General features: G+C 52.5%; 19 protein-coding genes and 1 pseudogene. 15 read left to right on the top strand and 5 right to left on the bottom strand.

Annotated elements, in window-relative coordinates; all coding sequences use genetic code 11:
* Positions 1 to 47 precede the first annotated feature (47 nt).
* Genes ABEV74_RS10995 through ABEV74_RS10935 form a run of 13 tightly spaced genes read left to right on the top strand, consistent with a single transcriptional unit; the run spans position 48 to position 10,793 of the window.
* Complete coding sequence (locus tag ABEV74_RS10995; RefSeq protein WP_430145994.1) at positions 48 to 2,963, top strand: phage tail tape measure protein; 2,916 nt, start codon at positions 48 to 50, stop codon at positions 2,961 to 2,963.
* A complete protein-coding gene (locus ABEV74_RS10990; protein WP_430145993.1) occupies positions 2,956 to 3,162 on the top strand; it encodes a tail protein X in 207 nt (68 codons plus the stop codon). The genes ABEV74_RS10995 and ABEV74_RS10990 overlap by 8 nt, the downstream gene beginning before the upstream one ends.
* Positions 3,159 to 4,166, top strand: a complete 1,008-nt coding sequence (locus ABEV74_RS10985) for a phage late control D family protein (RefSeq protein WP_430145991.1) — start codon at positions 3,159 to 3,161, stop codon at positions 4,164 to 4,166. Before ABEV74_RS10990 ends, ABEV74_RS10985 begins: the two co-directional genes overlap by 4 nt.
* Complete coding sequence (locus ABEV74_RS10980; protein ID WP_430145989.1) at positions 4,166 to 4,414, top strand: phage baseplate assembly protein V; 249 nt, start codon at positions 4,166 to 4,168, stop codon at positions 4,412 to 4,414. Before ABEV74_RS10985 ends, ABEV74_RS10980 begins: the two co-directional genes overlap by 1 nt.
* Positions 4,411 to 4,800, top strand: coding sequence for a phage tail protein (locus ABEV74_RS10975; protein ID WP_430145987.1), 390 nt, complete (start codon positions 4,411 to 4,413; stop codon positions 4,798 to 4,800). Before ABEV74_RS10980 ends, ABEV74_RS10975 begins: the two co-directional genes overlap by 4 nt.
* Positions 4,801 to 4,809: 9 nt before the next feature.
* Complete coding sequence (locus ABEV74_RS10970; protein ID WP_430145985.1) at positions 4,810 to 5,130, top strand: GPW/gp25 family protein; 321 nt, start codon at positions 4,810 to 4,812, stop codon at positions 5,128 to 5,130.
* On the top strand, positions 5,127 to 6,248 hold the full coding sequence (locus tag ABEV74_RS10965) for a baseplate assembly protein (protein WP_430145983.1): 1,122 nt from the start codon (positions 5,127 to 5,129) through the stop codon (positions 6,246 to 6,248). Before ABEV74_RS10970 ends, ABEV74_RS10965 begins: the two co-directional genes overlap by 4 nt.
* Positions 6,241 to 6,804 carry a phage tail protein I gene (locus tag ABEV74_RS10960; RefSeq protein WP_430145981.1) on the top strand — a complete coding sequence of 188 codons (564 nt, stop codon included), beginning with the start codon at positions 6,241 to 6,243 and terminating at the stop codon, positions 6,802 to 6,804. Before ABEV74_RS10965 ends, ABEV74_RS10960 begins: the two co-directional genes overlap by 8 nt.
* A gap of 1 nt (position 6,805) precedes the next feature.
* Entirely contained in the window at positions 6,806 to 9,007 is a 2,202-nt protein-coding gene (locus tag ABEV74_RS10955) for a phage tail-collar fiber domain-containing protein (protein ID WP_430145980.1), read from the top strand.
* A 17-nt stretch (positions 9,008 to 9,024) separates the two neighbouring features.
* Positions 9,025 to 9,480, top strand: a complete 456-nt coding sequence (locus tag ABEV74_RS10950) for a hypothetical protein (RefSeq protein ID WP_430145979.1) — start codon at positions 9,025 to 9,027, stop codon at positions 9,478 to 9,480.
* Entirely contained in the window at positions 9,480 to 9,620 is a 141-nt protein-coding gene (locus ABEV74_RS10945) for an XkdX family protein (protein ID WP_430145977.1), read from the top strand. The genes ABEV74_RS10950 and ABEV74_RS10945 overlap by 1 nt, the downstream gene beginning before the upstream one ends.
* A gap of 47 nt (positions 9,621 to 9,667) precedes the next feature.
* Positions 9,668 to 10,075: a phage holin family protein gene (locus ABEV74_RS10940; protein ID WP_430145975.1), complete on the top strand. Its 408-nt coding sequence runs from the start codon at positions 9,668 to 9,670 to the stop codon at positions 10,073 to 10,075.
* Positions 10,062 to 10,793 (top strand): M15 family metallopeptidase, encoded by a 732-nt coding sequence (locus tag ABEV74_RS10935; protein ID WP_430145973.1) that lies wholly within the window; start codon positions 10,062 to 10,064, stop codon positions 10,791 to 10,793. The genes ABEV74_RS10940 and ABEV74_RS10935 overlap by 14 nt, the downstream gene beginning before the upstream one ends.
* A 276-nt stretch (positions 10,794 to 11,069) precedes the next feature.
* Here the strand turns inward: ABEV74_RS10935 and ABEV74_RS10930 are convergent, their stop codons facing one another.
* The 5 genes from ABEV74_RS10930 to ABEV74_RS10910 all read right to left on the bottom strand — a co-directional run bounded on the left by ABEV74_RS10930 (position 11,070) and on the right by ABEV74_RS10910 (position 13,485).
* Entirely contained in the window at positions 11,070 to 11,315 is a 246-nt protein-coding gene (locus tag ABEV74_RS10930) for a hypothetical protein (protein WP_430145972.1), read from the bottom strand.
* A gap of 171 nt (positions 11,316 to 11,486) precedes the next feature.
* Positions 11,487 to 11,723: a hypothetical protein gene (locus ABEV74_RS10925; protein WP_430145970.1), complete on the bottom strand. Its 237-nt coding sequence runs from the start codon at positions 11,721 to 11,723 to the stop codon at positions 11,487 to 11,489.
* A 1-nt stretch (position 11,724) separates the two neighbouring features.
* Positions 11,725 to 12,222, bottom strand: a complete 498-nt coding sequence (locus ABEV74_RS10920; protein ID WP_430145968.1) for a hypothetical protein — start codon at positions 12,220 to 12,222, stop codon at positions 11,725 to 11,727.
* A 121-nt stretch (positions 12,223 to 12,343) separates the two neighbouring features.
* Positions 12,344 to 13,042, bottom strand: a complete 699-nt coding sequence (locus ABEV74_RS10915; protein WP_430145967.1) for a hypothetical protein — start codon at positions 13,040 to 13,042, stop codon at positions 12,344 to 12,346.
* Between the two features lie 53 nt (positions 13,043 to 13,095).
* Positions 13,096 to 13,485 carry a hypothetical protein gene (locus tag ABEV74_RS10910; RefSeq protein WP_430145965.1) on the bottom strand — a complete coding sequence of 130 codons (390 nt, stop codon included), beginning with the start codon at positions 13,483 to 13,485 and terminating at the stop codon, positions 13,096 to 13,098.
* 152 nt (positions 13,486 to 13,637) lie between these two features.
* Here ABEV74_RS10910 and ABEV74_RS10905 point away from each other — a divergent pair, with 152 nt between their 5' ends.
* Positions 13,638 to 13,856 (top strand): helix-turn-helix domain-containing protein, encoded by a 219-nt coding sequence (locus ABEV74_RS10905; protein WP_430145964.1) that lies wholly within the window; start codon positions 13,638 to 13,640, stop codon positions 13,854 to 13,856.
* Positions 13,849 to 14,342 (top strand): annotated as a pseudogene (locus ABEV74_RS10900) (DUF2325 domain-containing protein); the annotation flags it as partial. The gene ABEV74_RS10905 and the pseudogene ABEV74_RS10900, both read left to right, overlap by 8 nt.

The raw sequence follows: 14,342 nt of genomic DNA, 5'->3' as shown, positions 1-14,342 counted from the left end.
TTGGATCGATCGTATCGGAAAATTGCAGGAAAGGAGACCGGGCAAGCGTGGCGCAAGGAAAAAGTAGAGAATACGAAATAGCCTTTCGGCTCAACGGTGAGCTCGAATCCTCCTTCCGTAAAACATTCGGTCAAGCTGGTGAAAGTATCGAGCGAATTGAGCGAGAGCTTCGCGATATTTCCGGCTCTAATGCGTTCGGGAAGATAAGCAAAGAAGCTCGGGACGCTGAGCGCGTAATCCGATCTGTAGAGGGCGACACCCGCAATTTCGGCGACACCCTGAAGCGTGTCGCCGAATACACCGGTGCGTTCGCAATCGTCGATGGTGTTGCAAACAGCTTCCGGGATATTTTCAGCACGATTCGTGATTTTGACGACTCTATGGCAAACTTACAGGCTGCAACGGGTGCAAGCGCCGAAGAAATGCAGGAGATCGAGCAGATTGCCGAAGAACTTTACGAGCTTCCGCTCAGTGAGGGCATTCATGATCTGACGAACTCTATCGCGACCGTGAAACAGGTAACGCAGCAGTCGGGCGACGAGCTTCAGCAGATGACGAAAGAGGCAATTCTGTTCCGGGACGTCTTCGGTGAGGACATAACCGAGTCGGTCAAGGCAGCGGATACGATGATGCGCCAGTTCCGCATCACGTCCACGCAAGCGTACAATTTGCTGGCGCAAGGAGCGCAGAAGGGGCTCAACAAGTCGAATGAGCTGCTGGATACCGCAAACGAATATGCGCCGCAATTTGCCAGTCTGGGTTATACCGCGAATGAAATGTTCGACATTCTCGCCTCCGGCCTCGCAGCCGGCGCCTGGAATCTTGACAAGGTCGGGGACGCAGTAAAGGAATTCAATATCCGCCTGAAAGATGGTAGCGATACCACATACAAAGCTTTGGCTGCTCTCCTCGCTCCGGAAGACATCGAGAAATGGACCGAAGCCTTGACAAGAGGTGGCACGAAGTCCGCCGAGTACTTGGAACTTGTCGGAAAAGTGGGTAAGGAAACGGCCGGCGAGATGGTGAAGAACCTCCAGAAGGGCGGCAAGAAAGCCGAGGACACGATCACAACGCTTTCGGCCATTTTGGGTGGGGGTCAAGATCTGCTCGACGGTTTGTCTAGTGGCGCAATCCAAGGCAAGGATGCGCTCCAGACGATTGTTGATGAACTCGCTGAGATTCAGGATCCGCTCGAGCAAGCACAGCTCGGTGTGGCCTTATTCGGCACGCAGTGGGAAGATGTCGAGAAGGACGTTATCTCGGCGTTCGGCGCCACCGAAAGGCAATTCGATATGACCAAAGCCACGATGGAAGAGATCGAGCAGATCAAGCTTGATACCATCGGTAAGGACTTTCAAAAGGTCGGCCGTCAGCTCATGACGGGACTGGTTTTACCCATCGCCGAAGACCTCATGCCTGCGCTCGAGGGACTTGCGGAGTGGGCGACGGAGAACGACGAATTGATCAAAGCGATCGCTCTGGCGACGCCTGCCGCCCTGATTGGTAAGAACGTCCTAACGATCGTCAAAGGCTTCGGACGAGTCGATGACGCCGTTGCAACTGCAACCAAGGGAGTAGGGGCTGCCAACAAGGCGCTTGGCTCGTTTGGATCTGTTCTCGGATTTTTTACGAATCCGGTGGGTATCGCGGTCGGCGCGGTAGGGGCCTTGACCGCCGGCGTCCTTGCTTATAAAAAGCACCAAGAAGATGCGCGTCTTGAGCTCATCAATATGAGCGAGGAACTGGAGGAGGCTGCCAAGCAGTATGAAGAGGTAGCATCCAAATACTCTACTACACAGGATCTTGTGAGCGAATATCAAAAGCTTGATTCGATCATTCGCAACAATACCGACGCTTCCCGGGATTTGAACACAGAAAAGCAACGTCTCGCCGATATTACGTCCCAGCTACAGGAGTTATATCCGGAAACGATCACGCAGTATGATATCGAAAACGGGAAAATCCGCGAGAAACTCGGTTTGTTGCAGCAAGAATCTGCTGCGGAGGCTGAGCTCGCACGGTTGCGGCTCGAAAAAGAAGTGGCCGAAAAAAGCCGCGACCTGCCTGATTTGGAGAAAGAAATCGCATCGCTTGAAAAGCAAACGACTGAGCTAGAGAAACAGAAAGACGCCTTGGATGCTGCAATCCCGGCATTCAAGGAGTTTGAAGCGCAATTCGCCCGAATAATGCAGATGGATGCCTCGGATGAACGGACATCGAAGCTGGAAGAACTGCGACAGAAAGTGAATGAGATCGGTTCGACAGTCGGATTCCACTTTAACAACAATGCGCAACTTATGGAGCTTGGTAGTGTCATCGACGATTTGACTGGAGATCGTGTCGAAAAGATCGATGCATACATCACTAAACTTGAAGAGCTCGGAAATGCGCGGGCAAGTTATGAGGAGTTGTACCAAGCTCAAAAGACTCTGATCGAACTCGACCTCGGAAGCAAACTCGAAGAGCAGGCTGCCAACTTTGAGAACCTGACTGAGGCGGAGCGGGAACGATTTATGTCAGCGCTGCAGGAAGTATCGAAACTGAACGCTGAGATGGATCTGCTTCCTACGGAGAAGACCATCGATTTAAAAGTCGTTTGGTCACAGATCGGTCGCCCGGCCACATGGGGACTTCCAGATATACCCGGCTATGCAGAGGGCGGCTATGTCGATTCCCCTGAACTCGCCTGGGTGGGGGAAGGAGGGTCCCCGGAGTGGATCATTCCAGAAAACAATTCCCCGCGCTCTCACGCTCTCCTAGACGCAGCAAACCGTGCGATGGGGCGAAAATCGGATGGCGGCAGCGTGGTCATTAACGCGCCGTTTAAGCCGGTTATCAATATTCCGGGAGGGTCGGCCGATGCAGGGCAGATTAAGCAGGCTATAGGATCGGCGTATGAAGAATGGGTTAAAAACCTTCGGAAATTCATGCGAGAGGAAAGGCGGTTGAGCTTCAATGCCTGAATACGTCACGATCCAAGGCGACACATGGGACGGTATCAGCTACAAGCTGTATGGCGACGATTCGCAAACGGCCAACCTCATGCAGCTTAATCCCGAACATATGAGGACGGTTATCTTTGGTGCCGGTGTCGTGCTGCGAACGCAGGAAGTGCCGCCGCAAACAGCCTCTGACCTACCGCCATGGAGGTCGATCGTATGAGCCGCTATACCGAAATCGAAATCAAGTACCAAGGCGTGAATATCTCTCGAGATATCGCGCCTTTTTTGACGTCTCTGACCTATACGGACAACGGCAATGGCCGTGCGGACGATTTGAATATATCTCTTTCGGACCGTGAAGGGCGCTGGCGGGGGCCGTGGATACCGAAGCGTGGGGAAAAGATCGAAGCGTCGATCATCCTACACAACTGGCAATTTGACGGGAAAAAGCGCGCTCTCAAATGCGGGACATTCGAGGTTGACACCATTAACTTTTCCGGCCCGCCCGATACCGTCGACATCCAGGCTGTTTCCTACCCGGGAAACGCCCGGATCAAAAACGAGCGGCATACGAAATCGTGGGAAAAAGTCACGTTAAAGCAGATCGGTAGCCGAATCGCAGCCAGCGCCGGCATGAAGTTTATGTTTGAGGCGAGCGACGTCAATTTTGACCGAATTGACCAGACGGACGAGACAGACATCGTCTTCCTGAATCGTCTGGTCGAGCAGGAGGGCTGCTCCCTCAAGGTAGTGAATGGTGCGGTCGTCATCTATGATGACCGGAAATACGAGAACATGAAGCCGGTCCGGACGTTAACGCGAGGCGAGTCCGATATCCTGTCGTATTCATTCGAACTTCAAACGGTCGACGTCTCCTATGCTGCTTGTCAGATTTCGTATCAAGACAGCAGCAAAAAACGGACGATCAAAGGGACTTTCCGGGCGCCCGGCGCAACCGGACCAACGCTTAAAATTAACGAGCGCGTCGCTTCCGAGGCTGAGGCGATCCGTAAGGCCCGCAACGCCCTCCGGCAGCGCAATAAGGAGGCGCAGAGAGCGCGTCTGACGCTCATGGGGGATTATGCCCTGGTTCAAGGGGTGACGGTCCAACTGGCTGGTTTCGGGGCGTTTGACAACAAATATTTCGTCGAGACAGCGACGCACTCCGTCGGTGTCGGCGGGTACACGACGCAGTTGGAAATTAGAAAGGTGTTGGGGTACTGATGTTATCAAGCATCATACGAGTCGGAATTGTTTCGGCGGTCGATACCGGCCGGATGGCCTTGCGTGCGACTTTCCCAGACCGAGATGACCAGGTATCCGACTGGCTACAGCTCGTCATGCCGCCCTTGCAATACGATCAGTACACGTCGATCAAGATGCCGGCAGTCGGGCAGCAGGTCTTATGTCTATTTCTCGGTAATGGCCTTGAAACGGGATATTGGCTCGGAACGGTGGGTGAATCGCCATGATCGGGACGTTCGGTGATGTGGTGTTTGTCGCCTCGTCTAACCTGCTCCGGACCTTCCAGGACTTTTCACGTAGTACGACGGCTCGCTGGGCGGTCCACGAGATCCACTTACAGCAGCCTAAACCCGAATTTCTTGGCCCCGGACAGGATAGCATCACCTTCGCGATGCGCTTTGACGTGCGATATGGGGTCAACCCGCGGAATGAGCTCACAAAACTGATCCGGATCGCGCGATCGGGCAAGGCGGAAAAGCTAGTCATTGGCGGTGTGCCGATGGGCGCCGGCCGTTGGTACCTTGAGTCTGTGGACCAAGAATGGACGGCGTTTGACGGCAAGGGGCGGCTGCTGACCGGCGGGGCGACGGTCACGCTGAAAGAATACGTGTGAGGTGGTGACATGGAATATTCGGTTTCTGCGCAGCCGGGGGAGATCATCTTTGCCGCAGAAGGCATCGAAGCAATCCTTCAAAATGTCCGCACGATCGTCACGACGGTCAAAGGCACCGTGCCGCTTGATAGAGGCTTTGGCGTCGATTATATCGACCTGGACACACCGATCCCGATCGCACAAGCCCAGCTGACAGCAAAAATCCTCGACGCGATCGAGCAGTACGAGCCTCGAGTCGAAGTCGTCAGCGTGCAGTACAACAATGAAGGCTCCGATGGCCGACTTATGCCGATCGTAAAAATTCGTATTAGAGAGGGGGTTACGGTGTGAGCAGCATATTCGACCTTCCAGAGGTCCAACTTGTCGACGTTGATCCGGCAAAGATCAAAACCGACATGGTTACCGTGTACGAAGCAATCTCAGGACACAAGCTGTTTCCGGGCGATCCGGTGCGGCTTTTTTTGTACGCCATTGCCGACGTCATCATTCAGCAGCGTGTGATAATCAACGATACCGCACGTCAAAACCTGCTGCGGTATGCCCGCGGCGACATGCTCGATCAGATCGGCGCACTAACGATGACGCCGCGTCTCGATGCGACGCCGGCCATGACGACCGTCCGGTTCCACCTTTCCGTGCCGAGGCCGAGCGCGGAACTGATACCGGTCGGGACGCGCGTGAGCCCAGGGACCGATATCTTTTTCGCAACCACGGAAGTGGCGGAGATTCCGGCGGGTGCCCTCTATGTTGATGTGCCTGCGGACTGCCTGACGGCCGGCGAGATCGGAAATGGGTATCTGCCAGGACAGATCAATGTCCTCGTCGACCCACTTCCCTTCATCGCACGTATCGAGAATACGACCGAGAGCTCAGGTGGATCAGATGTCGAGAAGGATGACCCCTATCGGGAACGGATTTATGTATCTCCCGAAAAGTTTTCGGTGGCGGGTCCGACGGAAGCTTACGCCTACTGGGCGCGAACCGCTAATCCGCGAATCTCTGATGTCATGGTGTGGTCCCCGGCTCCTGCTGAAGTCGAAATTCGTGTACTGATGGACGGCGGCGTATTGCCGACGCAGGACGTACTCGACCAAGTCGCGGACGTGGTCAATGACCGTAGCCGGCGTCCGCTGACCGATAAGGTGACGGTGCTCGCTCCGGAGGCGGTCGATTACGATCTGACGATGACTTATTGGATTGACGCATCCAGGGCGACAGAATCAGCTCAAGTACAGTCAGCAGTCCAAAAGGCAATCGACACGTATGTGCTCTGGCAAAAGGCCCGGATCGGCCGCGACTTGATGCCTTCTGAACTCGTCCGGCTTGTGATGAACGCCGGCGCACGCCGCGTTGAAGTGACATCACCGGTCTATACGCAAGTCCCTAATACCTCGGTAGCCATCGCTGCAAATGTAACTGTCACGTACGGGGGGCTCGAAAGTGATTGATATTGCGAATATAAAACTGATCGACCTGATTCCGCCGAACCTCCGGGAAGACGAGACAATCCGCGCCGCGGCCGAATCGATTGACCAGCAGCTGCGGGCAGTGACGAGCCTGATCCCGCAAGTCGCGATCGTCCATAACCTTGAATCGCTGCCGGAACAATGGGTCGATGAGCTCGCGTGGCAATGGTCTGTCGACTTTTACGATCCGTCATTGCCGCTGGAGCAAAAGCGAGAGCTCGTCAAAAATTCGCTGCGGTATCATAAGCAAAAAGGCACGCCGGCGGCCGTCGAGGATTTGATATCGACCGTTTTTGGAAGCGGCGAAGTCCGAGAGTGGTACGAATACGGCGGCCAACCCGGTTATTTCAAGATTACGACCAGTGATCCGGCAGCTACCACGACCCGGGCACAGGAGTTTCTAGCGGCGATCAATTCGGTCAAGAATGCCCGATCATGGCTGGAGGGGGTAGAAATCTCGAAATACGACGAGATGCAGTTACGCTTCGGCTTTCCGGTACAAGTCGGATCAGTAATTACTTGCGAACAGGTGGTGTAACATGGGGGCTCTTGGAGGCTTTTACATTACAAATCAGGGGCGTGCGTTGCAAGCAAAAGCACAGATCGGGACCCCGCTGCAGTATACAAAAGTCATGGTCGGGGACGGCAATCTCGGCGGTCAGAGTATTGGAAATTTGACAGGACTGATAAGCCCGAAGTTGACGCTGCCGATCATTGGGCTGAAAACACAATCTGGGGGAAAAGCGCTCGTTCAAACGGTTTTATCAAATCAGGACGTCACAACTGGTTTTTACCTGCGCGAGATGGGCGTTTTCGCCCTCGATCCCGACCTTGGGGAAATCCTATATTGCTACGCCAATGCTGGTTCGGGCGCTGAATACATCCCGGCCGGAGGAGGCGCTGACGTTGTCGAGCAGAAGTACAACATTTTCACATTAATCGGCAATGCAGCAAACGTTTCGGCCGTTATTGATCAATCCGTTATTTATGCGACGCTGGCCGAACTGCAGGAGGTGCAGGATGAGCTTGTGTCGCACAAAAACGCGACGCTCGTACACGGTGCTACGGATGCGGCGACGCCGAACCGGATCGTGCAGCGTGACGCGAACGGTCAATTCGAAGTCGGCGCGCCGACGGCCGCCAATCATGTGGCGCGGAAGACTGATCTTGACGCGCACGCTGCAATAACAAACGGTGCACACGGAGCAACCAGCGCAGCAACGGCAAATCGAATCGTTCAGCGTGATGCGAACGGTCGGGCCAAGTTTGCCGCCCCATCGGCTGATGATGACGCTGCACGAAAGGTGGATGTTGACGCTGTCCAAGTCAATTTAAACGCACACGCCGCTGCAACAACCAACATACACGGCGCTACACATTTAGGCAACGCAAACAAACTGATGATTCGTGACGCGAACGGACGTGCAAAGGTAGGCCCTCCGGCTGCGGCAGACGACATCGCACGTAAAGCGGAAGTGGATGCAGCCAGAGACGCGAGTGTTAACAAGATCGCGGTGTACAATGGAAGTAACGGGATAGACCCTAACACAACTACGGATGCTTATATTCTAACGTCTCATGCAAACACACCGTCGGGTGATAGTAAGTTTTGGCATATTCGTACACTATTCTACCAAGACACAGCCAGCGGTCGGGCGCAAATTGCGCAATCTTACCAAGGCTCGGATGAAATGTATGTTAGGCATTACCACCAAAGCGATGGATGGACTCCTTGGCAAAGGCTCTGGCACGCTGGAAACCATGGCGGTTCTGGGGACCCGCACACTCAGTATGTGAAAAAAGCTGGGGATACGATGACCGGTAACTTGGAGATCGCGGGGAATCTTCCGGCAGTAAACATAAAGGTGACAAATGATAATCAAACGGCTGTCTCAGGTATCAATCACCGTGATTCTGCAAGTGTCCAAAAATTCAGCGTCGGCTACTCTGCTTCAGGTAACACTTGGAATATATACAACCACACAACCGCAAGATCGTCGCTCATTATTTACGGTGCAACGGATAATATTCTCTTTAGGGGAATCGGAGAGTTTGCTAATGGTGGAGGCTCATTAAGACTTAAACCGGGCAGCGCTGATCATACGTATATGGAGTTTTTTGCTAGAACTAGCAACCCTGATGCACGTAGCGGGTACATTGGATACCCTAATACTGGCGGAACACATCTTGCTGTGAAGAATCAGATTGGTGACATCTATCTTGACCCAATCAACGGCGGTACAGTTTATACAGGCCGTCTTAGCGTCAATAATCAAACAATAATTGAAACCAACGGAGATATAAAAATTCGCGGCACGACTTTAGCGCCGACGCGAGTGAATGGAGGAGTGCTCCAATATTGGAATGGTTCGGCGTGGGTTGACGCAGGCAAGAGGCGGGCGGGTGGGACTGCGGATGCCACGTTTAACGCTGGTTATGCAAAACTCAGCATTAGGGGATTGTCATTTACACCGAAGTTCGTGTTCGCGATGGACTTTTATAACTATTATTTCATCGCAACAATCGCTAACGCTTCTCCTATTAATGCTGATACAGGTACATGGTATAACCATTTCGAATACATCGGTTCTGCAAACGCCTATCTTGCACGCACATCAAGCGTCGGGTCAGGAGCCAATCAGTTCCAAATTGTTTCAGGTGGGTTTGACATTATCACACATTACAGCCAATATTCATCTACCGGTCAGACTGAACGTGTCTACTGGATGGCGTTTGAGTAAAGGAAGGAGGGGTGACGTTGCAAATTATCCCAACACGTTTGTACTATGAAAAAGCAACTGGAAATGGCATCTTTATCCGGCACCAACAAGTCGGTTCCGGATTCGTGCCGATGACGGTTGAAGAAGAAATGCAAGCCTACCCGATTCTATCAGAATACAGTCCAGATGCGGTGGGTGTAGTAGAACTGGAGCCGAACCAGTACGGAGAAGAGCTTGCGATGTGTGCGAGTTTCCGAGTTGACCCAGATACTGGTAACATTACATTCACATACCGGACGGAAGAACCAGGACTTCCGCAAAACCCACGACCGCCGCTGACCGAAGAAGTCGCCGAACTGAACGAACAGATCGCGGCGCTCATGATCGACTCGGCGGCCAAAGACACCCAGTTGCAACAACAAGACGCAATCATCGCCGACCTGATGCTCCAAATCGCCGCCTTGCAAACAGCGTCGGGAGGAGGTGGGGCGTAATGCGGTTTCAGTGGATCAAAAAGTATTACGATGCCGGCATGCCGGGATATGACAATGACGGCATTAAAGTGTTTGTTGCAGCCGGCTGGATTACAGCCGAACAATATAAACAAATCACCGGATTTGATTATGAAGCGTAGAGGCTCCGCATAAGCGGGGCCTTTTACTTTGAGAGGAGACGGTCTGAATGGAACAATACGTGAAACCTGCTATTGCAGTCGGCGGCGCTGTCGCATCTTATCTGTTTGGAGGCTGGTCAATGCTACTCTCTATCCTGCTCACGTTCGTGGCACTCGATTATGTGACCGGCTTCGCGGCAGCAGCCAAGGAGGGCAAGCTTTCTTCTGAGGTCGGGGCGTGGGGGATCGCGAAGAAGATCGCCATGTTTGCGATTGTCGCCGTCGCTCATTTGGTCGACACGGCGCTCGGTGACGCACATCTGTTCCGGGATGCGGCGATTTTCTTTTATCTGGCAAATGAGCTTTTGAGCTTGATCGAGAACGCCGGTCGGCTTGGTGCGCCGATCCCGCCGGGCTTACAAAAAGCCGTCGAAGTGCTGCAGGGCAAATCAGGTGATCGCAATGCTGGAGCTTGAGTACGTCCTAAACAAATCGGCCAATCGCCTCAGCGGTCTGCATCCGGTAGTTCGGCAGGCAACGGTAAAGCTGATCGAGCGCTCTTATGCCGCCGGTGTCCCGATTATGATCACGCAGGGGCTGCGGACGATTGAGGAGCAAAACGAGCTTTACGCACAAGGCCGGACCAATCCCGGCCAGATCGTGACCAACGCCCGCGGCGGCTACTCGTACCACAATTTCGGCGTGGCAATTGATTTTTGCCTTTTGATGCCGGACGGAAAAAACGTCTCGTGGGACATGACGCGAGACGGCAACGGCAACGGTAAAGCCGACTGGATGGAAGTTGTCGAGATCGCCAAGTCGCTCGGCTTCGAATGGGGAGGCGATTGGAAGTCGTTTAAGGACTATCCTCACTTTGAAATGACGTTTGGTCTGTCTCTGGCCGACTACCGGGCCGGGAAAAAGCCTTCACAGGCCGCGCAGAATGCCATTCTGGCGCGATTAACGGAACAGGAGGATGAAGAGGTGCAGGAACAAATCAAGGCGCTCCTGCGGCGCGTGGAAGCGTTGGAGAAGCAGTTGGAGCCGACCGACCCGCCGGTATGGGCAAAGTCAACGGTCGACAAATTGACCAAGAAGACCAAAAACGGCCGGCCGATCCTAAGCGATCCGAAAGGCGATACGAGCTTTTACCGGACGCTCGTTGTGCTGGACCGGCTTGGGGCGTTTGATTAAAAGCAAAACCATGTTAAAATACTATATAGGGATCGGCGGTTTGCCGGTCGACCACCATGACGAGGTGGAAAGCTGAATGTATGTTTTGACGATTACGCGCCACGTAGTCCAGTACATTCGGCAAGTGGTCTGCAAAGGTTTCAGCCGCTGAACCCGTGTAAATCAGCGGCTACACGCATGAAAAATCCCTGCTGGCCGGGTGGCTGGCGGGGATTTTATGCTTAATCATGAACGAAGAAAACTTGTTCGATTGAATTTATCGCTGGCAAAGTCTCATCACTCCCAGTTATTGAATAACGCCGCCATAACAGCAATTCTGCCCGCGAGATTTGGTAATTTTTTTAATTCTTCAAGTTCTTTTTCGTCAGATTCGATGGCCACCTCATCGTCTCCGACCATTATTGACTCTGTCTCATAGTCGTACCAAACTTTAATCGTCGGGACATTGAGACGTCGCAACTCTTTTCGGAGAGCAGCGACCAGAATATCATTTATCTGTGATGTTTTACTAGTCTTTGTCACTTCTGTTCCTCCAATCGCGGTATTGCTCGATCGTTTCACGCAACCAGATTTTGCCGCTTCGCAGATGGGCGACAGGCTCGGGAAATTTGCCGCGCCGCAGATACAGATCAACCTTCTGTCGAGGCCAACCGAGGATCTCGGCGGCCTCCGTCACACCCACGAGCGGCGGTATCAGTTTCCCAGGTTCGCCACGCCGTCGTCACTGAAAACTTCCCAAAAGTCCTCCCACGACATTTCGTCGTGCCTTTTTAAGGCGTTCAGCGCCACTTCCCCTCGTCCGTACCAGTCGGCGCTACCGTCACTTAGGCGGATTACGCCGGCCCCTTCGTCGTAGACGACAATTGAATCGCTGTAGTCGTTGTCTGCCAGACCCAACCGCACCAGTTCGGATTTGATTTGCTCGATCATGTTACGCTGCCTCCTTTACAGCGGCCAGTGCCGCTTTTGCTACTGCTTTGTTTTCGTACAATTCAACTACTTTTCCTCCCGCAACGCGGAAGTAGGTGCGGAAGGACGTATAGCTGCGGTAGACGCTGTCTGCCTCGTAGATGCCGTCGGCCAGTTGGGACAGCTTATACGTCTTTGTTCCGTTGCCAGCACGACTCATATCGCGCTTGCTTTCGCCGATAAACTCGCGGTGCAGATCGTACCGTGCGCCAGGTGCAGCCAGCGTTACACGAGCCAGCCAACCTTTCGACCAGCCACTATGGACTTCGGTGACGACCGCCGCCTCCTCGGTCCATTCGATGCCGCGGCAGAGATCCAGGCCGACCAGTTTCGAAGCAGCGGCAACAGCTTTTGCTTCCGCCCACGCTTGCCGCAATGCCAACGCCAGACGTGCCGCATAGTGACCTTCAAACCCTTTCGCCAGTTCGTGCGACCGTCTCATAATGTCCGCCAGTTTCATTTCAATTCCTCCTTCTTGTGTTTACCTTGTAATACAAGTATAACTAAATTGTATTACTGTGTCAACAAATAAATAATTGTTTACTTGCTACAAAATGAAAAAGAGCCGAGTATATCCCGGCTCATTGTAGATCGCGCACGCAACCGCTAAACATATTTATTTTTGTTGTCCTCTTATTCAAATATTCACGGTATTTGGTTTTGGCATACGTAGGGAGGATTCCGTCTTTGATACGTTCGGCAATTACGTCCCAATCATAAAACTCGGTGTATCCTAATTCAGACAACAGATATTGGCTCCCTTTTTCGGAGAACAACTTCCAAAACCTGTACGGGATTACGATCCAATACTTTTTTATCGCCTCCCTTATGCGAGAAGCCTCTTTATAATCCTCTACCTCCCAATTGATCGTGTCGATAAATTCCCGAAATTCTCGTTGGTATTGGGGAATGTCGATCTTCTCAAACGAGATATATCCCTCTCTGTAAAGGACTTCGGGAGTTCCTTTTGTCGAGTGACCTTCGGCTTTCCAAACGTCCCCATTCGCCATCTGAATATACACCAGACCGGAAAATTTCCGGACGAATCCGTACCTGACTGTGTGGTAACTCTTGTCTTGGATGCCGCAAAGAATCGCCAACTCATCCGTCGGCTTATCTAGCTGAGACAATTCCCGGATACGCCGGGCGATTTTTTCCATGTCCTCTGCTAATTGGGGGTTAAGTATTTTTACAGGATAAAAGTAAGGTCCGTTTTGAGGAGAGGTCAAATTAAAGTACCCCTCCATTAGGGATTGGGTTTTGTATTGTTGATTATTCATTTTATCCTCCTGTATCCGCCGCCTCCCTTGCGGTGAGGTCTTATGCGGTATGTTTACTCAATAATTGCCAGCACTACGGCGTCGACGATGCGTACTTCTTCTGGGTCAAAATATCCGTCGGTTTCGACCTGTTTTCCGACGATGATTGCTTGACGCTTGCCCCCGTACTCTTTCGCGTTCATCTCAACAACAGCGCGGAGCCGCTCCGCAAGCTCCGAAACCCAGTCATCAGTTTTGAAGTAATTGGATTCGATGTTGGTTGCGCACGTTCCGCCGGCCACCTCGCCGGTCGTATAGTACGTAGAACAATCATACTCAAGGTCCCACTCATACGACTGCCGGCATTCGTCACCGACTTCGTAATTCTCATCGTCACAGAGGTTGCGAACGCCTGCGACGTAGTTGTTATCGAGAATTTCTTTCGCCAGTGCTTTCCAGTCCATTTTTTTTCATCTCCTTTGTTTGACTTCCTGTATTTAATATATCATTTACTGTATATCAAGTCAACAGGTTTCGGTAAAAAAAGTTTGCTATCGCGTACATTGTATATTATGATGTAGACACAACATATCGAAAATCGAAAGGGGTATTGTAGATGGCATTTTCGTATAAGCCGATGTTTCGGCTAATGCTTGAAAGGGACATGAAAAAAACTGATCTGCGTGTGGCGCTTGGCTTGGGGCCGTCGACAATTGCAAAGTTTGATAAAGGCGAATACGTGTCGATGGAGGTACTGGATCGGCTTTGCAGCTACTTCGGGGTGCAGCCGAACGACATCATCGAACACAAGCCGGATGGTGACGAGAATGGATGATATTAACTGGTCGATGCCGATACATGCGTTAGTTTTTTCCTGCGGTCGCTGCTCTGCGTGTAACACGTATAACGAGACGCAAATCTACGATTACGGCCGGCAGACGTACCGGGAGTTTGAGCAGGCGATGGATAACGTCAAACACCCGATTTTAGACCTCAATTGCCGCAAATGCGGTGCGCAATATCCACCCGAGTATTTTTCGTACCGCGACGAGATAAGCAAAGACGAGATGGTGCGGGTCAATATCGTGTTAGGCTCCTCGCTGTCCCCGGAGGAGAGCGCAGACATTGAGGAGGGACATAAACGTCGGTACGAGATATTTGAGACGCAAGCGGAGGTGTTTTGGGCGGCATTTACCGACTTTGCGCTAGAGGATTGGCGCGGGGCGGTAAACGAGCTTTTGCGATCCGAAATAGAGGCGGGTTATCGGGCGCTGGGTATTGTCCCTGCATTTAAGACTGATCAGCAGGCACGCCGAGACGC

Source organism: Paenibacillus cisolokensis (genome assembly GCF_050481165.1).
GTDB classification, from domain to species: Bacteria; Bacillota; Bacilli; order Paenibacillales; family Paenibacillaceae; genus Paenibacillus_AH; species Paenibacillus_AH cisolokensis.
Note: the sequence above shows the minus strand (reverse complement) of the source record. Positions and strands in the feature narration are given on the sequence as shown.